At 62.7% G+C, this 24,655-nt stretch carries 23 protein-coding genes and 2 pseudogenes; 4 read left to right on the top strand and 21 right to left on the bottom strand.

Translation table 11 applies throughout. From position 1 onward, the window contains the following. The 17 genes from P8T11_RS15085 to P8T11_RS15005 all read right to left on the bottom strand — a co-directional run bounded on the left by P8T11_RS15085 (position 1) and on the right by P8T11_RS15005 (position 18,414). On the bottom strand, positions 1-921 hold the full coding sequence (locus P8T11_RS15085) for a branched-chain amino acid ABC transporter permease (protein WP_050449601.1): 921 nt from the start codon (positions 919-921) through the stop codon (positions 1-3). A gap of 40 nt (positions 922-961) precedes the next feature. Further along, a complete protein-coding gene (locus P8T11_RS15080) occupies positions 962-2,155 on the bottom strand; it encodes an ABC transporter substrate-binding protein (RefSeq protein WP_268081186.1) in 1,194 nt (397 codons plus the stop codon). Positions 2,156-2,257: 102 nt separating this feature from the next. After that, a complete protein-coding gene (locus tag P8T11_RS15075; protein WP_268081187.1) occupies positions 2,258-3,259 on the bottom strand; it encodes an amidohydrolase family protein in 1,002 nt (333 codons plus the stop codon). A gap of 80 nt (positions 3,260-3,339) precedes the next feature. Continuing rightward, positions 3,340-3,909: a 3-hydroxyanthranilate 3,4-dioxygenase gene (locus tag P8T11_RS15070; protein WP_268081188.1), complete on the bottom strand. Its 570-nt coding sequence runs from the start codon at positions 3,907-3,909 to the stop codon at positions 3,340-3,342. A 194-nt stretch (positions 3,910-4,103) separates the two neighbouring features. Then, positions 4,104-5,060: a LysR substrate-binding domain-containing protein gene (locus P8T11_RS15065; RefSeq protein WP_268081189.1), complete on the bottom strand. Its 957-nt coding sequence runs from the start codon at positions 5,058-5,060 to the stop codon at positions 4,104-4,106. A gap of 68 nt (positions 5,061-5,128) precedes the next feature. Then, positions 5,129-6,136, bottom strand: coding sequence for a YihY/virulence factor BrkB family protein (locus P8T11_RS15060; protein ID WP_268081190.1), 1,008 nt, complete (start codon positions 6,134-6,136; stop codon positions 5,129-5,131). A gap of 260 nt (positions 6,137-6,396) precedes the next feature. Beyond that, complete coding sequence (gene groL / locus P8T11_RS15055) at positions 6,397-8,037, bottom strand: chaperonin GroEL (RefSeq protein ID WP_104142010.1); 1,641 nt, start codon at positions 8,035-8,037, stop codon at positions 6,397-6,399. Positions 8,038-8,074: 37 nt separating this feature from the next. Continuing rightward, positions 8,075-8,362 (bottom strand): co-chaperone GroES, encoded by a 288-nt coding sequence (gene groES / locus P8T11_RS15050; protein WP_006221616.1) that lies wholly within the window; start codon positions 8,360-8,362, stop codon positions 8,075-8,077. A 1,204-nt stretch (positions 8,363-9,566) separates the two neighbouring features. Then, positions 9,567-10,763 (bottom strand): CaiB/BaiF CoA transferase family protein, encoded by a 1,197-nt coding sequence (locus P8T11_RS15045; RefSeq protein WP_268081191.1) that lies wholly within the window; start codon positions 10,761-10,763, stop codon positions 9,567-9,569. A gap of 180 nt (positions 10,764-10,943) precedes the next feature. Next, positions 10,944-11,741 (bottom strand): enoyl-CoA hydratase, encoded by a 798-nt coding sequence (locus P8T11_RS15040; protein WP_268081192.1) that lies wholly within the window; start codon positions 11,739-11,741, stop codon positions 10,944-10,946. Positions 11,742-11,747: 6 nt separating this feature from the next. Then, positions 11,748-12,812: an ABC transporter ATP-binding protein gene (locus P8T11_RS15035; RefSeq protein WP_268081193.1), complete on the bottom strand. Its 1,065-nt coding sequence runs from the start codon at positions 12,810-12,812 to the stop codon at positions 11,748-11,750. After that, the gene (locus P8T11_RS15030; protein ID WP_268081194.1) at positions 12,809-14,554 is read right to left on the bottom strand and encodes an ABC transporter permease; all 1,746 of its coding nucleotides are present in this window, start codon (positions 14,552-14,554) and stop codon (positions 12,809-12,811) included. The genes P8T11_RS15035 and P8T11_RS15030 overlap by 4 nt, the downstream gene beginning before the upstream one ends. Before the next feature lie 33 nt (positions 14,555-14,587). After that, a complete protein-coding gene (locus P8T11_RS15025) occupies positions 14,588-15,625 on the bottom strand; it encodes an ABC transporter substrate-binding protein (RefSeq protein ID WP_326494517.1) in 1,038 nt (345 codons plus the stop codon). A 32-nt stretch (positions 15,626-15,657) separates the two neighbouring features. Further along, a complete protein-coding gene (locus P8T11_RS15020; RefSeq protein ID WP_268081196.1) occupies positions 15,658-16,407 on the bottom strand; it encodes an SDR family oxidoreductase in 750 nt (249 codons plus the stop codon). Then, positions 16,408-16,848, bottom strand: a complete 441-nt coding sequence (locus P8T11_RS15015; protein WP_268081197.1) for a MaoC/PaaZ C-terminal domain-containing protein — start codon at positions 16,846-16,848, stop codon at positions 16,408-16,410. Further along, positions 16,849-17,241 carry a Zn-ribbon domain-containing OB-fold protein gene (locus P8T11_RS15010; protein WP_268081198.1) on the bottom strand — a complete coding sequence of 131 codons (393 nt, stop codon included), beginning with the start codon at positions 17,239-17,241 and terminating at the stop codon, positions 16,849-16,851. Positions 17,242-17,250: 9 nt separating this feature from the next. Beyond that, positions 17,251-18,414 carry a thiolase C-terminal domain-containing protein gene (locus tag P8T11_RS15005; protein ID WP_268081199.1) on the bottom strand — a complete coding sequence of 388 codons (1,164 nt, stop codon included), beginning with the start codon at positions 18,412-18,414 and terminating at the stop codon, positions 17,251-17,253. A 220-nt stretch (positions 18,415-18,634) separates the two neighbouring features. Here P8T11_RS15005 and P8T11_RS15000 point away from each other — a divergent pair, with 220 nt between their 5' ends. Next, entirely contained in the window at positions 18,635-19,522 is an 888-nt protein-coding gene (locus tag P8T11_RS15000) for a LysR substrate-binding domain-containing protein (RefSeq protein WP_268081200.1), read from the top strand. A 5-nt stretch (positions 19,523-19,527) separates the two neighbouring features. After that, positions 19,528-20,004, top strand: a complete 477-nt coding sequence (locus tag P8T11_RS14995; protein WP_268082349.1) for a thioesterase family protein — start codon at positions 19,528-19,530, stop codon at positions 20,002-20,004. Positions 20,005-20,264: 260 nt separating this feature from the next. Here the strand turns inward: P8T11_RS14995 and P8T11_RS14990 are convergent. From P8T11_RS14990 to P8T11_RS14975, 4 genes and pseudogenes are all read right to left on the bottom strand, one after another. Continuing rightward, positions 20,265-20,678, bottom strand: a pseudogene (locus P8T11_RS14990) (substrate binding domain-containing protein). A 145-nt stretch (positions 20,679-20,823) separates the two neighbouring features. Further along, positions 20,824-21,156 (bottom strand): annotated as a pseudogene (locus P8T11_RS14985) (transposase); the annotation flags it as partial. A gap of 187 nt (positions 21,157-21,343) precedes the next feature. Next, on the bottom strand, positions 21,344-21,811 hold the full coding sequence (locus tag P8T11_RS14980) for a MarR family winged helix-turn-helix transcriptional regulator (protein ID WP_268081201.1): 468 nt from the start codon (positions 21,809-21,811) through the stop codon (positions 21,344-21,346). Further along, complete coding sequence (locus P8T11_RS14975) at positions 21,812-22,834, bottom strand: NADP-dependent oxidoreductase (protein ID WP_268081202.1); 1,023 nt, start codon at positions 22,832-22,834, stop codon at positions 21,812-21,814. A gap of 132 nt (positions 22,835-22,966) precedes the next feature. On the opposite strand from P8T11_RS14975, the gene P8T11_RS14970 reads away from it, so the two are divergent. Together P8T11_RS14970 and P8T11_RS14965 are read left to right on the top strand one after the other, a co-directional pair. Then, positions 22,967-23,431, top strand: a complete 465-nt coding sequence (locus tag P8T11_RS14970) for a MaoC family dehydratase (RefSeq protein WP_268081203.1) — start codon at positions 22,967-22,969, stop codon at positions 23,429-23,431. Between the two features lie 48 nt (positions 23,432-23,479). After that, positions 23,480-24,646: an acyl-CoA dehydrogenase family protein gene (locus tag P8T11_RS14965; RefSeq protein ID WP_268081204.1), complete on the top strand. Its 1,167-nt coding sequence runs from the start codon at positions 23,480-23,482 to the stop codon at positions 24,644-24,646. Positions 24,647-24,655 lie beyond the last annotated feature (9 nt).

Here is a 24,655-nt window from a genome sequence, read left to right as displayed (position 1 = left end):
TTAGCCGTGCTTGACGGGAAACAGGCCCTGCGGCCGCATCGCCAGCACCAGCGCCATCACGATGTAGATCAACATGGACGCAATTGCCGGGCCGGCTGCGTTGGCGGCGGCGGGCGGCAAGGCCGCGCGCAGCAGCGTGGGCAGCAGCGCGCGGCCCAGCGTGTCGATCAGCCCCACCATCAGCGCGGCCAGGAACGCCCCGCGCACCGAGCCGATACCGCCGATGACGATCACCACCAGCGTCAGGATCAGGATGGGTTCGCCCATGCCGGTCTGCGCCGACAGGATGGGGCCGGCCATCAACCCCGCCAGGCCCGCCAGCACCGCGCCCAGCACGAACAGCAAGGTGTTCAGCCGCGCAATGTTCACGCCCAGGGCGCCCACCATCATGCGGTCGGTGGACCCCGCCCGTATCAGCATGCCCAGCCGCGTGCGGTGGATCAGCACATAGCAGCCGGCCGCCACCAGCAGGCCCACCACGATGATCAGAAAGCGGTACAGCGGATACGTGACGCCCAGGATGTCGATGGTGCCCGACAGCCACGACGGCAGCCCCATGCTGATGGGTGCGGGCCCCCAGATGATGCGCGTCAGTTCGTTGAAGAACAGGATGAAGCCAAAGGTGGCCAGCACCTGATCCAGATGGTCGCGCGGGTACAGCCGCGCCAGCGCTATGCGGTCCAGCAGCAGGCCCAGGGCCGCCATGCCCGCGATGACGGCGGCGCCCGCCAGCAGGAACGAACCCGTGTGGCGGAACACGGTGGCCGCGATGAACGCGCCCATCATGTACAGCGAGCCGTGCGCCAGGTTGATGAAGTTCATGATGCCGAACACCAGCGTCAGCCCGGCAGCCAACAGGAACAGTAGTATGCCTAGCTGCAAGCCGTTCAAGGCCTGCACCAGCAGCAGTGTCATGGACATGGGAATCCCCTTGCGCAAGCGGCCGGCCGGGCCACCCGCTTTACTTCATCACGCATTGGGCAGCGTACTGGTCGGACACTTTGGACAGGTCTGGAAAGATGGGTCCCTTGTTCACAAAGGCCACCTTGCCGTCCGCGCCCGCCTGGACGTCCGCGCGGAAAAATCCGGCCACCGGGAAGTGGTTGGGCTGGTAGCGGAATTCACCGCGCACGGACGCAAAGTCGGCGGCTTCCAGCGCTTTGCGCAGCGCGTCCTTGTCGTCGACCTTGCCGCCCGTTTTCTTCAAGGCCGAGCCAATCAATTGGGCCGCGTCAAACGATTGCGCGGCGTAGCTGGACGGTTCGCGGCCGTACTTCTGCCGGAACGCGGCGGCAAACGCCTTGTTGGCGGCGTTGTCCAGATCAGGCGAATACGGCACGTTGGTCACCGCGCCCAGCGCGTCTTGCTGCAAGGCCGGCAGCGTGGCGCCGTCGATGGTGTCCACCGACAACAGCGGAATCTTGCCGAACAGCCCCGCCTGGCGGTACTGCTTGATGAAGTTCACGCCCATGCCGCCAGGAAAGAACACGTAGGCGGCGTCGGGCTTCGCATCCGCCAGCGCCGCCAGTTCCACCGAGTAGTCGGGCTGGTTGACCTGCGTGAATACTTCGTTGGCGATCTCGCCCTTGTAGAAGCGCTTGAAACCGGCCATGGCGTCCTTGCCGGCCTGGTAGTTGGGGGCAAGCAGGTAGACCTTCTTGAAGCCCATCTGGTTGGCCATTTCGCCGCTGCCTTCGTGGCGCTGCGTGTTGTTCCAGGACGTGGAAAAGAAATACGGCGAACAGTCCTTGCCGGCCAGGTTGGTCGGGCCCGCGTTGGACCCCACCAGGAACACGCCGGCGGTGGTCACCGGCCGCACCACGGCCAGCATCACGTTGGAATACACCACGCCGGTAATGATGGGCACCTTGTCGCTTTGCACCAGCTTGCGCGCGGCCTGCACGCCCACCTCGGGCTTGAACTGGTCGTCTTCCTTGATGACCTGCACCGGCACGCCGCCCAACTTGCCGCCGCCTTGCTCCACGGCCAGCATGAAGCCATCCAGTTGGTCTTGCCCGAGTACGGAGCCGGGGCCGGTCAATGTGGTCAACAGGCCGATTTTCACGTCGGCCATCGCGGCGGCGGGGAGGGTCAGGCCCAGGCCCAGGCCCAGTCCCAGGACCGCGGCGGCGGTCAGCGTGGTGGTGCGTTTCATGGTGTTTTCCCTTGAGTTGCCGTGTGTCACGGTCGTGGTGTTTTGGTGCGGCCGGCGAGGTGCGGCCGGCGAGGTATAGCTGGCGAAGTGCGGCTTGATGAGCTACGGCGTCAGGCCAAAGAACGTCATCGTGTTGCGGAACAGAATCTTTTGCTGCACGTCAGGCACCAGCTCGGCGTGCGCCACCAGGCGGCCCACGTCCTGCTCGCCCAGCGGATAGGGATAATCGGAGCCCAGCAGCACGCGGTCTTCGCCCATGACGTCGATCAACAGGCGCAGCGAGCGCGCGTCGAACACGGCGCTGTCGGTGTAGAAGCGGTCGGTGTACGACGAGGGCAATTGCGGGCAGTCCTGGCGGATGATGTCGCGATGGCGCCAGGCGTTGTCCACGCGCCCCAGCAGGTACGCAAAACTGCCGCCGCCATGCGCGAAGCACAGCTTCAGGCTGCGCGGAATGCGTTCAAACGCGCCCGACAGAATCAGCGACAGAATCCCCAACTGCGTTTCAGCCGGCATGGCCACCAGCCAGGGCAGCATCCATTTCTTCATGCGGCCGTCGGTCATCATGTCCCAGGGATGCACCAGCACGGGGATGTCGTTGTTGGCGCAGTGAATCAGAAACTGCACCAGCAATTCGTCGTCCAGGTCGCGGGGGCCGACGTGGTTGCCGATCTGCACGCCCAGATGGCCGGCGGCGCGTGCACGCGACGCTTCCTTGCAGGCCAGGTCCAGGTCTTGCAAGGGCACTTGCGCCAGTGCTTTCAACCGCGACGGCGCGTGGGCGCAGTGCTCCAATGCCAGGTCATTCATTCGGGCGGCCCAATCGGCGGCGGCCTGGCCGGGGTAGGTGTAGCCGAACATGATGGGTGTGGCGCACAGGATCTGTACGTCCACGCCATGGCGGTCCATCTGCGCCACGCGCAGCGCCGGGTCCCACAAGGTGGCGTCCACCGGGCGGAACTCGCGGTCGCCCGCCATGATCTGGCCGGTGGTGCCGTCGGCATCCGGACGCAGCCAGGGCGCGTTGACCGGGTCCAGCGCCGCCGCTTCCTGCAGCGTGATCGGCGGAAAGAAGTGGGCGTGCATGTCGATTTTCTGAATCATGGGGGCTTTGCAATAGAGAGGATGCTAGAGGCGGGTTTGGCCTGCTATGTGGCTTGCTGCGCGGCTGGTTCAGCGGCTGGCTATGTGGCCTGCTGGGTCGTCTGCTGGGTTGCCTGCTGCGTGGGCGCGTGGCCTTTGCCGGGGTGCATCTGGCCGCAGCCAGGGCAGGTGCGCTTGTCAGGGCTGTCGTAGAACGCCTGGAACAGCGGCGGCAAGTCGGTCACGATGCTTTTCAATTGCACCTCCACGCGATGCACCAAATGGCCGCAGTGGGGGCAATACCATTCAAAGCCATCGAGCAGGCCAACGGGGCGCTGGCGTTCGATGACCAGACAGGCGCTGTCGGCTTCGGGGCGTTGCGGCGAATGGCGCACGTGCGGCGGCAAGAGAAAGATGTCGCCTTCCTTCAGGTCGACACGTTCGGCCTTGCCGTCCACCCACAAGGACAGCCAGGCGTTGCCGCGAAACTGGTAGAAGAACTCTTCCAGCGGGTCGTCGTGATAGTCGGTGCGGTGGTTCGGGCCACCGACCACGGTGACGATGAAGTCGGCGTCTTGCCAGATCTGCTGGTTGCCGACCGGCGGCTTGAGCAGGTGGGCGTGGTCGTCGATCCAGCGCTGGAAATTCAACGGCGGGCCGTAGGCGGGCATGAAGATCTCCGGAAGGCGAGTTTGATGCAGTCTAGGCGGCGAGCGCGCCAGGGGAATAATAGAAATTGCGCGCTTGGGTATGCGGCTTATCTATCGCGGGGTTTCCCGTAGAGCGGGCGCGCGGCAGCCTGCCGCGCGGTTTCAGCATCGTTGCGCTGTGCGCTTTCAGCATGGTTGCGCGGCGGGCGTGTGCTTCAGCCGCGCTGCGCAGCGATGGCTTTCAGATATTCCACCAAGCGCTGGCAGGCAGGCGTTATCGGGCGGTCGGCGCGGACGGAATAGCCCACGTCGCCAAAATCCCCGAACACGGTAGTGGGCAGTCGCGCCAACAAGCCCATGGACAAAAACTGCGCCGCCGCGTCATAGGGAATCAACGCCAGCGCCTCGCTGTGCATCAGGATGCCGATATTGGTCAGCAGCGACAGCGATTCCACGTGGCGGGCGGGCAGGCGCAAGCCCGCATCAAAGAAGGTGCGTTCCACGGAGGCCCGCAACGGCGAGGTGGGCGCGGGCAAGATCCAGATGTGATCGGCCAGATCCGCTAAGGCGATGTCTTGCGCGGCGGCCAGGGGATGCTGCGCGCCCACCACCAGGCACAGCGCTTCGCGGTATAGCTTGTGGTGGTCCACCGCCACGCCCGAGATCGACGCCATGTCGGCGCCGGGCAGGCGGCCCACGACGATGTCCACGTCGCCCGTGGCCAGCGCGGGCAGCAGTTGCGCGGACGGCCCTTCGCGCACGGTGACCTGGATGCCGGGGTGGTCGGTCATCAAGCGCGCGATGGCTTCGGGCAGCAGCTTGGCGGACGCGGCAATCAGCGTGCCCACCACCACGTGACCGCTGGCGCCGCCCAGCACCGCGTCGATGTCGTCGGCCATGTAGCGCACTTCGGCCAGCATGGCGTGAACGCGGCGCCCCAACACCAGGGCAAGCTCGGTGGGCGTGACCCCCCGGTTCGAACGTTCAAACAAGGTCGCACCGAAGAACGTTTCCAGGTCGTGGATGGCCTTGGTGACGGTGGGTTGGGTCAGGTGCAGTTCGCTGGCCGCGCGCGACAGCGACCGGCGCGCCAGCACGCGCTCAAAAATCTGTAGCTGATGCAGCTTCAGTTTATGGCTGAGCGCGTTGGGCGTGATGCGAAAGTTCGACATGCTTGCGGTCGCCCGGGCGGTGCGCCGCGAGCCATCGTCCTGTTGTGTTGACCTGCGAAGTACGGAGCTTACGGCTGCCCTGGAGGCGTCGGCGAGCTTGCGTCCGCTTTGTCGGTCTTGCCGCTCTCGTCCGTCTTGTCCGTCTCGTCCGTCTTGTCGGTTTCGTCGCCTGCATCGCCTGCATCCGCTGCATCGGTCTTGGCCGACTTGCCAAAGCGCAGCGCGAACTGCCGCGTGAACACCGCGCCAAAGAAAAAGATCTGCGCGGAATAGTAAATCCACAGCAACAGGGCAATCAGCGACCCCGCCGCGCCATAGGCCGACACCGCCGCGCCCCGGCTCAAATACAGGCCGATGCCCCACTTGCCCACGAGGAACAGCGCGGCCGTCACGATGGCGCCGGGTATCACGTCCGGCCAGGAAATCTTGGCGCTGGGCAGCAGCTTGAAGATCACCGCGAACAGCGCCACCACCACCGAAAAGGAGAACAGCGTCGACACCCAGTCCAGCACCGTCGCGAAAGTTGAGGCCATCCACATGTCGCCATACAATTTTCTCGCGGCGCCCAGCACCGCATTCACAGTCAGCGACACCAGCAGAAACAGCGCCAGCACCAGCACCAGCCCAAACGACAACATGCGGCTGCGCACCATGCCGTGGATGCCGCCTTTCTGGTTGGCGGACACGTCCCACAAATCGTCCAGGCTTGCCTTCAGTTCGGCAAACGCCGTGGTGGCGCTGAAGATCAGCACAAAAATCGAAATCAGCGCGGCAATCCACCCGCCGCCTGATTCGTGGGCGCTGGCCAATACCGTTTGAATGACTTCCGCGCCGCGCTCGCCGGTCAAGTCGCGCATCTGCAGAAACAGTTCGGAACGCACCGCGTCTTCGCCATAGAACGCGCCCGCCACCGCGATCACCAGAATCAGCATCGGCGCCAGTGAAAACACCATATACAGCGCCAGCGCGGCCCCTTTGCTGGACGCGCGGTGGCTGGACCACTGGTTGGCGGAATCCATCAACAGCCCGCCGATCTCGGACGGGCGCAAGGCTCGCAGGCTTTGGGGAAGGCGCATAGGGCTGGGCGGCGTGGGGCGAAGGAGCCTTCATTGTAGGGACGGATGCGCCACGGGGAAACCGTGAGTTTGTGCGCAAACGTGTGCTTGCCGGGGAGCCTGGGGGCGCTGTGGAAACAACAGGCAAAGAATGCGGCCGCCATGTTGTACGCATTGGCGGCCGACAAAAAGAAAAACCCCCGGGGCGAAGGTCCGAGGGTTTTTCAGATACTGCATTCCCCGGCTTTGACGCCGGGGAGGCCGTGCAAGGAAAGCGGGACTTAGAAGTCCATGCCGCCCATGCCGCCCATGCCACCCGGCATGGCCGGGGCAGCGGGCTTGTCTTCGGCCAGTTCGACCACGGCGGCTTCAGCCGTCAGCAGCAGGCTGGCAACCGAGGCAGCGTTTTGCAGGGCGGTACGGGTCACCTTGGTGGGATCCAGAACGCCTTGCTCAACCAGGTCGGTGTACTCGCCGGTTGCGGCGTTGTAGCCGTAGTTGCCCTTGCCGTTCAGCACGTTGCTGACCACGACGCTGGCTTCTTCGCCGGCGTTCGTGACGATGGTGCGCAGCGGCTCTTCCACAGCACGCAGGATCAGCTTGATACCGGCGTTCTGGTCAGGCGTGTCGCCCTTCAGTTCAGCAATGGCTTGCTTGGCGCGCAGCAGTGCAACACCGCCGCCAGCCACAACGCCTTCTTCCACTGCGGCGCGGGTAGCGTGCAGGGCGTCTTCGACGCGAGCCTTCTTTTCCTTCATTTCGACTTCGGTGGCAGCGCCAACGCGAATCACGGCAACACCGCCGGCCAGCTTGGCCACGCGTTCTTGCAGCTTTTCACGGTCGTAGTCGGACGTGGCTTCTTCGATCTGGATACGGACTTGCTTGACGCGAGCCTCGATCGACTTGCTGTCGCCAGCGCCGTCGATGATCGTCGTGTTTTCCTTGCCCACTTCGATGCGCTTGGCTTGGCCCAATTCAGCCAGGCCGGCCTTTTCCAGCGACATGCCGGTTTCTTCGGAGATCACCGTGCCGCCCGTCAGGATGGCGATGTCTTCCAGCATGGCCTTGCGGCGGTCGCCGAAGCCCGGCGCCTTGACGGCGGTGGTCTTCAGGATGCCACGGATGTTGTTCACAACCAGGGTGGCCAGCGCTTCGCCTTCGACGTCTTCGGCGATGATCAGCAGCGGACGGCTCGACTTGGCAACTTGCTCCAGCACGGGCAGCAGGTCACGGATGTTGCTGATCTTCTTGTCGAAAATCAGGACATACGGATCTTCCAGCACGGCAACTTGCTTTTCCGGGCTGTTGATGAAGTAGGGCGACAGGTAGCCGCGGTCGAATTGCATGCCTTCGACGACGTCCAGCTCGTTTTCCAGCGACTTGCCGTCTTCGACGGTGATGACGCCTTCCTTGCCAACCTTGTCCATCGCGTCAGCGATGATCTGGCCGATGGAGGCATCGCTGTTGGCCGAGATGGAACCGACTTGAGCGATTTCCTTGCTGGTCGTGACCGGCTTGGATTGCTTCTTCAGTTCAGCCACGGCGGCGGCGACAGCCTTGTCGATACCGCGCTTCAGGTCGATCGGGTTGAAACCGGCGGCAACGTACTTCAGGCCTTCCATGACGATGGCTTGAGCCAGCACGGTGGCGGTCGTGGTGCCGTCACCGGCGTTGTCGGAGGTCTTGGAGGCAACGTCCTTGACCAGTTGTGCGCCGATGTTCTCGAACTTGTCCTTCAGTTCGATTTCCTTGGCGACGGACACGCCGTCCTTGGTAACGGTCGGGGCGCCGAACGAGCGCTCCAGCACGACGTTGCGACCCTTGGGGCCCAGGGTGGTCTTAACAGCGTTGGCGAGAACATTCACGCCGCGGACGATACGCACACGGGCGTCGTCACCGAACAATACTTGCTTGGCAGCCATTTGTTAGCTTCCTTCGAAAATTCGTTTGAGGCGGGGTTTACTGAACCACGGCGAGGATTTCGTCCTCGCGGATGACGAGCAATTCTTCGCCATCAACCTTCACGGACTGGCCGGCATACTTGCCGAACAGAACCTTGTCGCCAGCCTTCAGGTCAACCGGCAGGATCTTGCCGTCTTCGGTCTTCTTGCCGGGGCCGACGGCCACGACTTCGCCTTGATCAGGCTTTTCTGCGGCGCTGTCGGGGATGACGATGCCCGAGGCAGTCTTGCGCTCGTTTTCGAGGCGTTTGACGATCACGCGATCGCCCAGGGGACGCAAGGCCATGAGGAACTCCTGTTTACTTGAATGAAAGTGAATGATCGGTTAGCCCCGGGAGGGCTGTTAGCACTCACCGGTGTCGAGTGCTAATTATAGGGATGATGTTGCAGGGTTCAAGGGGGGGAGGGGCGGCTGTTACATATTTGGGGGGGCATTTGTCGAAGCCGGCTGTCGAAGCTCATTCAACTTGAGATTCGGTTCACTGAACTTGGAACTCCAAAATGCGCTGGAAGCCGCAATCCATGCGGGGCATCACGATTTTTTGCGGTCGAGGTCCCAATATCCCGACGACGGGAGGCCGTAATGCACCCTCCAAATTCTCGCGGTATTGGTTCATTGAAGTTGGTTTTAGGCGCGAAAAGTTCACTCAAGTTGGAATTTTCCACAGAAAATTCATTCAACTTTTCTACCGTTCGCAGAGATCTGTCCCCTCCACAGCGGCAACCGGCTAGTTCGCGGCCGCTTTGACCCCAGTTCCCGGCGCCGACTACGGCCGCCAGAAGTCTTAAGGGCTCTGGTTATGGTGTTGGCTCTCTAGATGAACGTCCGCGCGCCGCGTGGGGCCTTGCGGACAAGCGACCGGCGTTCAAGAAACCTCGTTCGCTGGCGTTACGGTCCGCGCGATGCCAGTCTTGGTTAGCTGCGAATGCCTCGGGATGCGCCACTCCATAGGCAGCGCCTGTCCACTCGGCGCGATCCCATACGCGTACGTCGATGACCGAGTGCACTTTTACTTCGCGTTGGTCGGTCATCTTCGAGAGGCGGAAATCTCTGGAGGCCGGGCTCCCCCTCCCCGGCTCCTTACGCGCGGGGCGCTCGCGCACGACGGATGGTCGGTTGGCACCTTCAAGCGCGCGCCTCTCCCCGGCCGCTTCGGGTTCGGTATGGCGTACTCAGCGTCGTTGTTGGCCACGACAACCACTGAAAAGGGGAGATGCACCTGCGAGGATCCCCAGCATCGCACCTATTGCGTACCTAAACTTGTTCCGCTGACATCCGTTCAACTTATGGTCTGCGACGATACCAACAGAGCCGGCTGGATCAAACTTGGAACAGTCAGCGCGGGTATTAGCCAGTCACAGGTTTCGCACAGCGGGATGTTGTGCCTCTTGTTCTGATTCCGATCCGACTCCACGGCGCGCAAGTGCGACGCATGCGTTGAGCTGTTGCGACCGTGGAGTTGATGGGATCGTGAGCTGAAAGCAGGAGCCTATAGAACACCATTCCGCCGCAGCTCGGCTATCCGCACATTGTCCAGGCCGAGTTCAGCCAAAATCTCTTCACTGTGCGCGCCGAGGGCGGGTGGGGCGGTTTCGCCCGACACCGGCCCGCCGTTGTAATGAAAGGGCGCTCCCACATATTTGATGCCCGACGCCTCCGGAACCTCTACCAGCACCTGCCGATGTGCGACCTGGGGATCTTGCGTAACCTCGGGAATGCTGTTGATGGGACTGCAGGGCACATCGGCCGCTTCAAGGCGTTCAAGAAAATCATCCCGCCGCCCTTGGGAGAAAACGGCGTTGAGCAGTGGCTCCAATTCCGCGTGCCGCGCCGCGCGCATCGGACCATCTGCAAAGCGCGGATCGTCCAGTAGCGCTTCCACCCCCAACGCGTGACAGAAGCGGTGCCATTGGGGCTCGGTATCCACGCAAATGGCAATGGGCTGATCGGCCGTGTTGAAGGACTGGAAGGGCGCGATCAACGGATGACGGCTGCCTAGGCGGACAGGGACTTCGCCAGCATTCAGATACCGCGAAACCGCGTTCTCCATCAGCGCCAGTTGGCAATCCATCATGGACACGTCGACGAACGCGCCTTCGCCGCTTTTGTGGCGGCCCTCGACGGCGGCAAGCACCGCGACGGCGGCGAACAGTCCGGACGCGATGTCGCCGATGGACACGCCGACGCGAGCGGGAGGGCCACCCTCCTGACCCGTGATGCTCATCATGCCGGACACCGCTTGTGCGATCACGTCGAATGCCGGCTTGTGCCGGTACGGTCCGGTCTGGCCATAGCCGGAGATCGACGCGTAGATCAGCCGCGGATTGATCGCGCAGGCGTCCTGATATCCCAGACCCAGCCGGTCCATGACGCCGGCGCGATTATTCTCCACGAGGATGTCGCTCTGCACGATCAAGTCGCGAAGAATCTGCTTGCCTTCTTCCGTCTTGAGATTGAGCGTGATGCTGCGCTTGTTGCGGTTCACGCTCATGAAGTACAGGCTTTCCTCGTCCCGGAACGGCGCAATGGCCCGGGCAAAATCACCTTCTCCGGGTCGCTCCACCTTGATGACATCGGCGCCCATCAGCCCGAGCATCCACGTGCAGTAAGGCCCGGCCAGCATATGGGTGATATCGAGGACCTTCAGCCCTTGCAGAGGCTTGTCTTGTGCAATCTGTGCATTCATTTTGCGGTATGGAGCGCGAGGCCCTATGAGGTTTATATTCAGCCATGTTGAGGCTATGCGCCGCGGACAACAATCGCTTAGTTTGCAAGGACCCGTGCAAGAAAAGCACGGGTCCTTGCAAGCCGCGGATTCGCCAGCCCCCGACCGGGCGCGACGCGCCCATCGTGCGCGGCTGTCGTGCTATCTGCCTTGCCAGATGGGACTCCGCTTCTCCATGAATGCGCGAACGCCCTCCTGGAAATCCGCCGACATGTAGCAGGCGGACAAGAGGTCCTCGTCCTCGATACCTTGCAGCGAGGCATCGCGCAAGCGAAGTAGCGAGGTCTTGGTGGCCCAAAGCGTCAGCGGTGCGAGGGTCTGCACCTGTTCCGCAATTTCCTGCGCACGGGAATGCAGTCGGTCTTCTTCGACGACTTCGCGGATCGTGCCGGCTTCGCGCAGATCGTTCGCACTTAGCAGGCTGGCTGAAAACACCATGTCGCGGACACGCGCCACGCCAAGATTCTCCGTGAGGCGGGCGTAGTTCCTCGCGCTCAGGCAATTGCCCACGGTGCGCGCGATTGGAAATCCGAATTTCAGCGAGTTGCTGGCAAGCCGAATGTCGCAGCTCATGGCAAGCAACGCGCCTTGACCCACGCAGGCGCCCGCGATGGCGGCGACGGTAGGCTTGCGCAGGCCCTCGATGGCCTCGAGCAGCGTCTCGCTGCTGCGCTCCAGCGCCACGAACTCTTCCGGCGTGGTGGCGGATTCGAGTTCGCCGAAGTCCGCGCCGGCCATGAAGGCGGGCCTTTCCGCCGGCGCGCCGCTGAAAATCACCGCCTTGACGGCTTCATCATCGGCCGCGCGCTGGCACAGAGAGAGGATTTGATGTTCCATGTCCATTGTCATGGCATTGCGCGCCGAAGGGCGGTCGAACATGATCCACAACACGCCGTTCATCAGCTCGTTGCGAATGTGGGAATGCTGGACAGTCAACATTGGCTCCTAGGTCGTGGAAACGCTCAAAAGCTGGCAGTGCGAAATCGGCAGGCTCACGTCGGTCCGCTGGCCCATTTCGATATTTGTGGTCGGGTCGACAAATGCACGAACCGTCAGGCCAGGGCGCACTTCGATCAGCACGTCTCGGTACTCGCCAAGATAGGCGACGCGCGTTACCGTGCCGGACAGTTGGTTCGCGTGCTCGTGCCGTCCCAAGCGCACGGCGGACGGACGGATGCAAAGGCATGCGTCGCCGCCGGCGCGGGCTCCGCTCCGATCTTCGCCGTGCAGCGTGATATCCCCGCATTGAAGCGTGCCAGGCGCAGACAGCGTGCCGCGCAGTTCGTTGTTGTTGCCGATGAATGACGCCACGAAGGTGTTTGCGGGCCTAGTGAACACGTTGACCGGGCTGTCGAACTGCTGGACCTGCCCGCCCTGCATAACGGCGATCTTGTCCGCCGTCACTAGCGCCTCGCCCTGGTCGTGGGTGACGTACACGGTCGTCAGGCCCAACATGTCATGCACCTGACGGATTTCATGGCGCATTTCCTCGCGCAAGTGCGCATCCAGATTGGACAAGGGCTCGTCGAGCAGCAGGATGCCCGGCTCGACGACCAACGCCCGAGCGAGCGCCACGCGCTGCTGCTGCCCGCCGGAAAGCTCGGAAGGATAGCGGTGCGCCAGCGCCGTGAGCCGGACGGTGTCCAGCGCCTTCTTGACGCGCGCCTCCAGCTCGGCACCGGAGACCTTGCGCACCTGCAGGCCAAAGGCGACGTTCTCGAACACGGTCTTGTGCGGCCACACGGCGTAGTTCTGGAACACCAGAGAGATGTTGCGGCGCTCGGGCGGAATCATGACGCCTTTGCCTGACACCTGGCGTTCGCCGATCCAGATCGAGCCATTGGTGGGTTGGTCGAAGCCCGCCAGCATCTGCAATGTGGTCGACTTGCCGCAGCCCGAGGGCCCCAGCAATGCGAGCAGTTCGCCCTGGGCCAACTCCAGGTCGATGCCGCGCAGCACCTGATGCGCGCCGTAGTTCTTGGTAAGTCCTTGAATTCGAATAGCCTTCACGAGCCGACTCCGAGAGAAACAGGTGCGGCACGACGGCGGCGTGCCAGATTCGACAGTACCCTGCCCAGCAGGACGATGAACATCGTGCCCACCAGCAATACGATGCTGGTGGCGCACACGGCTTCGTAGTTGCCGCCGTCCTTGTAGTTGTAGATGAGCGTGGTCATGACGTTGGTCTGCGGGGTGATGAGAAACACCGCCACCGACAGCTCGCGCATGACCGGAATGAAGATCAGCATCCAGCCCGACACCAGCCCGGGCTTCATCAGCGGCAGCGTGATGCTGCTGAAGGTCCGGACCTCGCCGGCGCCCAGAATGCGCGAGGCTCTTTCCAGATCGGGGCTGATGGTCTTAATGATCGAGCCGCCATGCGAGTACGCGATGGGAAGGAAGGTCGCGATGAATGCGAGCACAAGCAGGGCGCCGCTGCCGTACAACCCATAGATGGGTTGCGTGAAGGCGGAAAAATAGCCCACCGACAATACGATGCCTGGAATGATGATGGGCAGCGTTGCCGTGGCGCCCAGCAACGATGCGCCACGGAAGAGTCGGCGTTCGACCATGTACGCCACCACGACGCCGAGCAGCAGGCAGAACGTCGCCGCCACCGTGGCGTAGCTCAGGGAATTGACGATGGCTGATTGCGTCTGGGGATTGTCCAGCACCGCCCAGCGATACCAGTGCAGCGTCAGGTTGTCCCACGATGGCCCCTGGCCCCAGGCCTTGCTGAGCGACACCAGCGCCAGCGCGGCGTAGGGCAGGAACACCGTCACCAAGGGAACGATCATTGCCGCAGCCAGTGCCGGCCACCGCCATTTGCCCAGGCCGACCAGGCGCGATCCACGTGCCTTGCCACCGATCATGACGTACTGCCGGCGTCCGAGAATGCGTTTGCGCAGGTAGAACAAGGCGCCGGTCATCAGCAGCATCGGCATGCAATAGGCCGCGGCCAGGTTCAGTTCGGGCGGAAAGGTCTGATAGAACTCCGCCAGCTTGGTCGTCACCACCGGCACGCGAGCCGGCGTCAGTAGAAACGCCGGCACCCCGAACAACGTCATGCCCTGGATGAACGACAGGATGAACCCAACCACGATGGCCGGCATGACCAGGGGCAGCGTGATGGTTCGCATGGTGCGCAGGATGCCACCGCCCAGCATGGCCGAGGCGTCCTCAAGCTCGACCGCCATTTCGTCGAGCGCAGTGGCCGCAATGGTGAACGTGAAGGGAACCGTATAGACGGCGCACACGAACACCGCTCCCCACATGGAATAGATGTTGAGCGGCGACTCCCCGCCGAGCAACGGCCGCAGCCATTGATTCAGCCAGCCCGAATTGGGCGCGGCCAGCAGGATCCAGCCCAGGGCGCCAATGAACGATGGCGTGATGAACGCCGCAAGCACCAGCACGCGCACCGCCCCACGTCCCGGCATGTCGGTACGCGCGACCAGCCAGGCCATCGGTACGCCCAGCAGCGTGGCCAGGATCGCTGTGCTGCCGGCCAGGATCAGCGAGTTGAGCATCGGCTCGATCAAGCCGGGCGAGCTGAAGATGCGCGCATAGTTGACGATCGACCAATCGCCTGTGAGGTCGTCGCGCCATCCATTTAGAACGATCCATCCAACCGGCTGCAACACCAGCAGCGCCAGCGCAACAGTCACGAGCAGCGCCACAAGCGCCGCAGGATTGAAGCGGTGCGAAATCCGGGCGGCCTGTGCAGGCCTCCCGGTAAGTACCATAGACATGGATTTCCCTTTTCTGTCTTGAGGCAGGGCGCGTCAGCCTACGGTCGAGCGCCACAAGGCGATCGTGTCATTGACCCGGCGGGCCAGATCATCCGTCGGATTGCGGTACCACTTGATGTTCTCGAGGCTGCGGCCATCCGCCCAAGGGACATCCGCGCGCAAGGTCGGCCAGAAGTTGCGCGAAAGAATCTGCGAGACCTCGGTCGTGTACAGGAAATCCGTGAACAGTTTGGCGGCGTTCGGGTGCGGCGCCTTGACCGGAATCGCGGTCAGGCCCAGGTTCAGGATCGCGTCGTCAGTCGGCACCTTGACATCGACGGGCTGCCCGGCGGCCTTTTGCGTCAGCGAGTAGCTGAACGGCGCGGCGGCGCCCACCACGCGCTCGCCTGCCAGGATGTCGGTCACCGTGTCCACGTTGGACTGGCCCACCTTGGGCTTCTGCGCGGCGAACTTCTTGAAGAACTCGTCGCCATACTTGTGACGCATCGCCAGCGCCCAATGCGCCACGTCGCCCGACGAAGCCGGACTGCCCACGGTAATCTTGCCGCGCCACGCTTCATCCAGTAGCGCCTGCCAGTTATCCGGCGGGGTAGCCACCTTCTGCGGCTGAAAGTTGATCGACGTCAGGCTGATTGCGCCCACGTGAAACATGTTGTCCGTATCCAGTGCGCGGAAGGCTTGTGGCAGATGCTCCACACCCGCGGGCTGGTAGGGCATCAGGGCATTGATCTTTTTGAGTTCGGTGTAGTGAAGCAGATTTGTGGTGCCGAGCGAGTCGCAATTGGCGGCGTTGTTCTGCAGCTCGAGCCTGAGACGCGTGTAGACGGTCTGCGAGCCTTGCCGGAGCAGATTCACCTGGATGCCCGGATATCGTTTGACGAAGGCGTCGCGGATGTCTTCGATTGTCTTCTGTTCGTACGATCCCCAGTACAGGTTCAGGGCGCCTTCCTTGCGGGCGGCCTGGTACAGCGGATTGTCCTCGGCGCGAACGGGCAGCAGCGCGCTGCCCGCCATCATTGCCGTTGCGGACATCCCGAGCCGCAACACTTCTCTGCGCGTGTAGTGCTTCATTTTTTTCCCTTTGATATCGTTAGACGTTGCTTTCAGTAATCGCCGGTGGTGGCGCCACCGTCGACGACCAGGGTCTGGCCGGTCATGTAGCTGGCGTCGTCCGACGCCAGAAAGGCAATGACCGACGCAATTTCCTCGGGCCTTGCGGTGCGTTTGAGCGGCATCTTCGCCTGCCACCCTGCACGGACTTCCTCAGGGACGTCGGCCAGGATCGATGTCTCGACAATGCCCGGCGCCACCGCGTTGACCAGAATGCCGCGTTTGGCGCCTTCGAGCGCCGCCGTCCGCGTAAGGCCGACGATGCCAGCCTTGGCAGCCGAGTAGTTGGCCTGACCGTACGCGCCAAAGATCGCGGTGGAGGCCACGTTGACGACTCTGCCCCAACCGCGCTCCGCCATCCAGAGAAACGCGTGCTGGCAGCCCAGCCAGGTGCCGCGCAGATTGACTTCGATGACGGCGCTCCATTCCGCGTCCGACATTTTGAGGAGCGACCGGTCGCGGACGATGCCTGCCACGTTGACGACGATGTCGACGTCCCAGCCTTTCGCGTCGATCGCGCGCTGTGCGGCGCCCCAACTGTGCCGATCTGCCACATCGAGAAAAATGCCGATCGCGTCTTCGCCCAGCTCGGCGGCTGCAGTGGCGACGCGCCCTTCACCGATATCGCCGACAACGATACGCGCGCCTTCGTCGCGCAACCGCCGGCATACGGCCAGTCCAATCCCGCCCGCGCCGCCCGTGACCAAAGCTACCTTGCCTGCCATGCGTTGCTGTAACTGCATTCAATTCTCCTCGGCGTTGGCGACCGCGAATACGTCTTCGCCTTCCTGCACCACGACGCCGTCCTGGTTCTTCAAACGAATGGAAACCCGAACCACGTCGAACGGCTTGCTGCGGCTGGGGCGGACCTCGGACACTTCGGCCTCGTAATTCACGGTGTCTCCGGCAAGGATCGGGGCGGTAAAGCGGCGCCGTGTTTCCATGAAGGCGATGATGTCCCAATCATCGATGGGCGAGCGCAGACCGGTGCTGAGCGAGTGTCCCAGCATGCCGTGGGCGATGCGCCTGCCGAATCCGTTCTCACGGGCGGCAACCTCGTCCATGTGCAAGGGATTGAAGTCGCCGGTCAATCCCGCAAAGCCCACGATATGGCTTTCGGTGACGGTGACGCGAGAGGAAACGTAACGTTCCCCGACTGTGATGCGTTCGACGGATACGCGCACTCAAGACTCCACGGGAGAAAAAACGGGCAAACTCAGGCCATCGCCCAGCGAGGCGAACTTCACCTGCATGGGCATGCCGACGCGCAGGCCTTCCAGGACGAGGCAACGGGTGAGCATGAGCGGACCTTCTTCAAGCTCGACCAGCACGCAGGCGTACGGCGCCTTCTGAACGCCGCCCCGACGGATGATCGTGTACGAGAACAACGTGGCGCGGCCGCATGCGGGCACCCAGCGAGGCGCAACCTTCGGAGCCGTGACGCTGTGCGCGCGGGGATACCACTGATAGACGCCGGTCGAAGGGCATTGCTGAATCAGGAGACGCGCTTCATTGGCAGCGTCCCAAAACGGCTGGCTGGTGGCATCGCGTACCGGAGCATGGCTGATGTCGAACATGGCTGTCTCTCAAACGGTCAGGATGGCGGTCGCGGCGGCGCAGAACGTGCCCCCCAGGCCGTGGACGAGCGCGGTCCGGGCATCCGGCACCTGCACGCCGGGCCCTTCACCGCGAAGCTGGCGCGCGCCCTCAATCAGCGCGAAGATGCCGCGCTTGCCGGGATGATTCGACGAAAGGCCCCCGCCATCCGTGTTGCAGGGCAGGGCGCCGCCCAGCGTCAACTGACCGGCTTCGGCGAAGGCGCCGCTTTCGCCGCGCTGGCAGAACCCCAGGTCCTCCAGCGCGAGAAGAGGGGTGATGGTGAACGCGTCATAGAGTTGCGCGACGTCGATGTCGCTTGGCTTCATGTTCGCCATGGCGAACGCCGCTGGGCCGGACAACGCCGCGGGCGTCTTCAGGTCAGTATCGATCTGACTGAGCTGCGTGCGCACGGTCGCGGCGCCAAATCCCGACAGCAGGACGGGCTTTCGCCGGAGATCGCGGGCGCGCTCGGCGCTGGTCATCACCACCGCGCCGCCGCCATCGGTCACAACGCAGCAGTCCAGGCGATGCAGCGGGTCGGCGATCATCGGGGAGGCCAGAACGTCTTCCACGGTAATCGGGGTGCGCAGCCTGGCATCGGGATTGGCCGAGGCGTGGGACCGAAAAGTGACTGCCACGCTTGCCAGTTGGTCTGGCGTGGTGCCGTAAAGGTGCATGTGCCGGCGCGCATATAGCGCGTAAGCGGAGATCAGCGTCGGACCATAGGGCAGTTCATACTGGCCCGGTCCGGCGGGCAAGACGAAGGGGTCGAACGAGGGGGTGGTGAGCGGCCACCATCGCGGCGTCGCCGCATAGCTGATCACCACGACCTGAGCCAGGCCCGCCGCGATCGCCGCTGCGGCGTGACCGGCATGCACGATGTAAGAGCACCCGCCGACGTCCGTGCTGTTGAACCAGGTGGGACGCAATCCGGCGTATTCGGCAAATTCGGTAACGCTGTTCACGCCGCCGCCTTCCGCCCAGTCCCCCGATGCCACGCAGAGTCCGTCGACATCGGCCAGTTCCAGCCCGGCGTCCGCCAACGCGCCCAGGACGCATTCCATCTGGAGCTGATACGGATGGACCTGAGGCGCATCGCGCCGGGCAGATTCGTACACGCCAACGATGGCTGTCCGACCGGAAATGCTCATGACTTCCCCCGATAGGTGATTTTGGTGGTCTCGAACGGGACCTCGCATGGCGGCAAGAATGGCGGAATCCAAACAGGCCAACAAGCAGTTTGCAGATCACGAATTGGTGCTTCTTATGAACACGATATGTGGACCTTTTATTTTTAGGGGATAACACCTATTGTGAGGAAGCAGCGCGAAATGGCTGTATATAAGGCTTTCCCGGTACCCGAGATTCGAAATGAGCTATCGACGCCTGCCGCCATTGATCGCCGTCCGTGCATTTGATGCGTTCAGTCGCAGTGGCAGCATCCGTGCAGCGGCCGATACGCTGGCCATCTCCCATACCGTGGTGTCGCGCCATATCCAGAACCTGGAGGAAGCGGTCGGAACCGAATTGGTCAGAAAGGATGGCCGCGGTCTGATCTTGACGCGTGAAGGCGAGAGATTTGCCGCGAAGACGCAACGCGCGCTCGACCTCATTGCCGACGCCTGCGGCGAACTCGTCCATGGCCGGGGCGACGCCATACACGTCTGCTGTATGGCCGGGCTTGCCTCGCGCCGCCTTCTGATGCGTTTGCCGGAACTCGAGAGCCGGTTGGACGGAAAGGAATTGATCCTCCAGCCGACCACCGCGCGGCCCGACTTCAGCAAGGACGAGGCCGATGCCGAAATCATTTATCTGAAGCAGCCTTTGATTGGTGAAGGTTTGCGTGCCGAGATGTTCGCAAGGCCCCGCATCCTGGCGGTTTGCAGCCCGACGTTTCGCGATCGCTTTCCCGAGGTTGACAACCCGCAGGACCTCGTGACGGTGCCGTTGCTGCACGAACAATCGACTGACCAATGGGAGCAATGGCTGCGCGCCGTCGGCGTTTCGCAGTTGCCCATCCTTCGCGGGCCCAGGTTATGGCATGGGCACCTGACGATGGAGGCCGCGCAATTGGGGCAGGGCGTGGCGCTCGTGAGCGAGCTGCTTGCCAATGACAGGATCGCCCGCGGCGATCTGGTGGAGATCCTGCCGAATATCTCGGTGCAGATGGGGGGCTATTACTTCGTCGCGCCGGAACACAAATGGAACGATTCCGCCATTGCCGCCGTCAGGCAATGGCTCACCGAAACCCTTGCATGAAGCTTATGACCACACTACCCACGCTTGATCTGACCGTTGACCCGCAGTGGATCGACGAATATGGCCACATGAACGCCGCGCACTACGTCGGGGTATTCGACCGTCACGGCTTTGAATTGCTGAAGGCTTTCGGCGTCGGGCTGGACTACACCGCGGAGTCATATTGCGGCATCTATACGATACGCATCGACGTGAACTACCTGCGGGAGGTGGTTGTCGGCGATCCGCTACGCTTATGCGCAAGGGTCCTGGAGGCGGACGACAAACGTCTGCTTTGCCTGCTGGAGCTATGGCAAACGAGCGGAAACTATCTGGCCGCAACGATGGAGCAGTTGTCGTTGCACGTCGATCTGGGCGCCAGGCGCGCAATCCCCTTTCCGCTGGAGTTGGCAGAGCGGCTGGCCCGTCTGGCGCGCGAACATGCGCATCATTCCTTGCCAATCGGGTTTCGAAGGAGTTTGCCGCTGGCTAGGCAGCCCTAACGCCACCAGCAGACGCATGCGAAAGTGCAGGAAAGTTAGAAGCAGCTCATGCTTAAGTCCCATCGCCTTCAAAGCCACGCTCATGCATAAGCTATAAAGAAATATTCGGAAGCGGCGTGGCTCTCACACGCGCGTCTTAATTGAGGGTTACCGGCCTGCGCACCGCGAGATTTCTATTTCTGTATCTGGTCAGTGGAAATCTGACAAGGTACTTGCGAGAATTTCGCTTCGACATATTGCTTGGGGCATCAACGCCGCCGTCAATAACGCTTTGGTGTCATTGGGGGTATTGGAGCCGCTGACTCGCACCTGGGGCTATCCGCTCGTTGCCGAACGCCAGCAGTCCGGGGCCGGACGTCAGTTGGCGTCAGCTCCCATTCGGGATAGGACAGAAGGCCTGTAAAGCCCAGGCAGTTGTGGTTAACCAAATCCTCGGGGTTGCGGGGCGCGCCATATCGGTCGAGATAGGCGGGCGAAGCGCAAAGCACTCTGAAGTGATTGCACAGCTTGGTCGCAACCAAGCGACTGTCGGCAAGCTCCCCAATCTAAATTGCTGCGTCGAAACGCTCAGCCACGATGTCGGCGATGCGGTCGCTGTACTCAACTTCGAGAGCGACCTGCGGATGGTTGATCGCAAATTCTGCGACCAGGGCGCTCAGCCATCGGTGGCCCATCACCGCCGACGTAGAAAGTCTAAGTGGGCCTCGCACCTACACGGCCCCTCGCGCAGCTTCTTTTTGAGCATCACTGAGCAAGCTGGCGGCTTGCCGAACTTTGTCGACCAGTTGGCCACCGCGGAGTGGGTCTCAATAAAGTGGCACGGTTCTTGGAGAAGGTCGAGTGATCGGGCACTGCATCCTCGAGGCCGAGACGACAGAACCATCGATATGCAAGATTCAGTTGAACCTCTTCGCACAGACGACGCTCGGAGCGGATGCCGTAGCAATACCCAACGATCAGCATACGGATCATAAGTTCGGGGTCAATGGACGGACGGCCCGTATGGCTGTAGTGCTTCGCCAGGTGTTGGTGGAGTTCCTTCAGATCCAGACAGCGATCGATGGCTCTAAGAAGATGGGTCGGCGGAACGACGTCTTCAAGGTTGAAAGCGTAGAACAACCGCTCTTGCCCGCTCGCTTGATGGCCCATCATGTCGGTGCTCTCCGAACTCGTTGGCGCTTTGCAAATTCTGCCAGACGACGGAGACGGCCGCGAGTTTTTCAACAGAATCGGCCGACAGCTGTCGTTGGGCCACAGCCTTTTTTGATTCACTCCGCTTTTCTGATTTCTCCAGCGTTCGCGTTCCAGCGTGGATGAACCTCTCGAGCGGACCGGCGGGTCAGAGCTGAGTGATGTCGAACTCCAGCAGGTTGCGCTTGACCAGCCCCAGCATGTCGGCGAGTTGATGGCGCTGTTCGACGCTGAGCCCTTGCAGGATGGCTTCGCTCATGACATCGCTTTTGACGCGCATGCGTTCAATCATGGTGCGGCCCTCGGGGGTCAGCAGCACAAGCTTGGTGCGGCGGTCCTGGCCGTCGGCGCCGCGGCGCACAAAGCCCAGCGACTCCAGCCGATCCACCAGGCCGCCCAACGCGGCGCGCCCTAGATCAAGCACGTCGGCCAAGTCGCTCTGCGACATGCCGTCATGGCGCGACAGGTGCGCCATGACCCACCACTGCGACCGCGTGATGCCCTCGGGTTTCATGACTTCATCGAACACCTTGCGGCGCAGCCGCGAGACGTCGTGCATCAGAAAGCCCAGCCGCTGGTCCCAGTTCTCGCCGCCTGCCGCCATCTTTGTTGTCATTCACTCATCCTCCAGCCGAATCAGCCGCTTGCCCATGTTCTTGCCCTGGTACAGATCGGCGATTGATCCAGGCGCGGCTTCGATGCCGTCCAGGATCTCTTCGCGATACCGTAGTTTGCCTTGCCGCACCAAGGGCGCCAGCACGTCGATGGCTTCCTCGTAACGGTGCTCGTAGTCCCACACTAGAAACCCCTGCATGCGCGCCGCCTTGTTCAGCAGATGACGTTCGATGCGCGGGCCGGTGGGCCACGGATCCCAACTGGCGACCGATGCGGTGCCGCAGACGACGATGCGGGCATGCCGATTGATCAGCGGGATGACGGTATCGCTGATGCGACCCGACGTGTTGTCAAAGTACACGTCCACGCCGTCGGGGCAGGCGGTGGCCAGGCCCTCGGCCATCTGGGGCGAATGGTAGTCCAAGGCGGCGTCGTAGCCGAATTCCTCCACGCACAGCCGAGTCTTGTCCGCGCCACCGGCAATGCCCACAGCGCGGCAGCCCAGGTGGCGGGCCAGCTGTCCGGCCACCGAACCCACTGCCCCCGCCGCCGTCGACACCACGACGGTGTCGCCTTGTTTGGGGTCGCCGCAGGCGTTCAGCGCGAAGTAGGCGGTGACGCCGTTGATGCCCAAGACGCCCAGCGACAGCGACAGGGGCAGATCGGTTTCACGGACTTTGCGGCGAATGGCGCGACCGTCGGTGACGGCGTAGTCCTGCCAGCCCAGCATACCCATGACGAGGTCGCCTTCGGCGTAGCCTGGATGCCGCGACGCGATGACGCGGCCCGCTGCAAAGGCGCGCATGACTTCGCCGATGGCCACGGGGTCGGAGTAGTTGGCCGCGGCGTTGACCCAGCCACGCATGGCCGGTTCGACCGACAGGAACAAGTTGCGGACCAGGATCTCGCCCTCCTTGGGTTCGGGGATGGCTGCGTCGTGCAGCGCGAAGTGCGAGGCCTGGGGGATGCCCAGCGGCCGTTCCTTCAGTACGACCTGCCGATTGACCTGTTTTCCGCGCTGCATGGGTGTCTCCTTAGGGGTTGTTCCTGATATTGTATGGATGCATACAGTATGTTAGCGTTCATTTTAGCGCAACGTGCACGGATATCCACGCACCAGACGGGAACCATCCCGCATGCGCAACAGGAGACGATGATGGCCGGGTTGTATTTCGAGCAATTCCAAGTCGGGCAACGATTTACGCACGACGTGCGGCGTACGGTCACCGAGACCGATAACGTCCTGTTCACCACCATGACACTGAATCCCGCGGCCATCCATCTGGACGCGGAATATGCCAAGACGACCGAGTTCGGCCGTCCTTTGGTCAATAGCGCGTTCACGCTGGGCCTGATGGTGGGCATTTCGGTGGGCGACACCACCCTGGGCACCACCGTAGGCAATCTGGGCTGGGACGAGGTGCGCTTTCCAAACCCGGTTTTTGCCGGCGATACGCTACGCGTGGAATCGCAGGTGCTGGAGCTGCGTGAAAGCCGTTCGCGTCCGCAGAACGGCATCGTCGTGTTCGACCACCGCGCCTACAACCAGCGCGACGAATTGGTGGCAAGTTGCCGACGCGTCGCGTTGATGCTGCGCCAACCCGCTATCCAGCGTGGCTAAGCGCGGCCAATCCGCCATTGCCGAATTTCCCACCCGATAAGGTTGCCCATGGATTTCGCGCTGAGTGAAGAACAGACCGCCATCCGCCGCGCCGTGCAGGATCTGTGCGCGGGGTTTGACGATGAGTACTGGACCCGAAAGGACAAAGAAGGCGGGTTTCCCGAGGATTTCTACCGGGCCATGGCCGATGCCGGGTGGCTGGGCGTGGCGATGCCTACGGAGTACGGCGGCGCGGGACTGGGCATCCTGGAAGCCGCACTGATGATGGAGGCGGTGGCGGCGTCCGGCGCGGGCATGGCGGGCGCTTCGTCCGTCCATATGAATGTGTTTGGCCTGCATCCGGTGGTGGTGCATGGCAGCGACGCACAGCGGGCGCGCTGGCTGCCGCCGATCATCAGCGGCGAACACAAGGCCTGCTTTGGAGTGACCGAGCCCAACACGGGGTTGAATACGCTGAAGCTGCGCACGCAGGCCGTGCGGCACGGCGACCGCTATGTGGTGAATGGGCAGAAGATCTGGATATCGACGGCTCAGGTGGCCACGAAGATCCTGTTGCTGGCGCGTACCACGCCACTGGAACAGGTGACCGGCCCGACGCAGGGGCTCAGCCTGTTCTATACCGACCTGGACCGCAGCCGCGTCACCGTACGCGAGATCGAAAAACTGGGCCGCAAGGCTGTGGACTCCAACGAGCTGTTCATCGATGGGCTCGAGGTGCCGGTCGAGGATCGCATCGGCGAAGAGGGGCAGGGCTTCTCGTACATCTTGCACGGGCTGAACCCTGAACGCGTTTTGCTGGCCGCCGAGGCGACCGGGCTGGGCCGCGCGGGCCTGCGCCGTGCGGCGGCCTACGCGGGCGAACGCGTGGTCTTTGACCGGCCGATCGGCCAGAACCAGGGTGTGCAGCATCCGCTGGCTGAACGCTGGGTAGAACTGGAGGCGGCCGAACTGCTGTATCGCCGCGCCGCGTGGATGTATGACCAGGGCATGCCATGCGGCGCCGAGGCTAACGCCGCCAAGTTCTTTTGCGCCGAAGCGGGTTTTCGGAGTTGCGAGACCGCGGTGCTGACGCACGGCGGCATGGGATACGCCAAGGAGTATCACGTTGAGCGCTACTTTCGCGAGGCCATGCTGCCCCGCATTGCGCCTGTGTCGCCGCAATTGATTCTTTGCTACATCGCAGAAAAAGTGCTGGGCCTGCCGAAGTCGTACTAGCCGGCCTTG

Source organism: Achromobacter spanius (genome assembly GCF_029637605.1).
Classification (GTDB): domain Bacteria; phylum Pseudomonadota; class Gammaproteobacteria; order Burkholderiales; family Burkholderiaceae_B; genus Achromobacter; species Achromobacter spanius_E.
The sequence above is the reverse complement of the archived record's forward strand: the minus strand, read 5'-3'. Positions and strand labels throughout refer to the sequence as shown.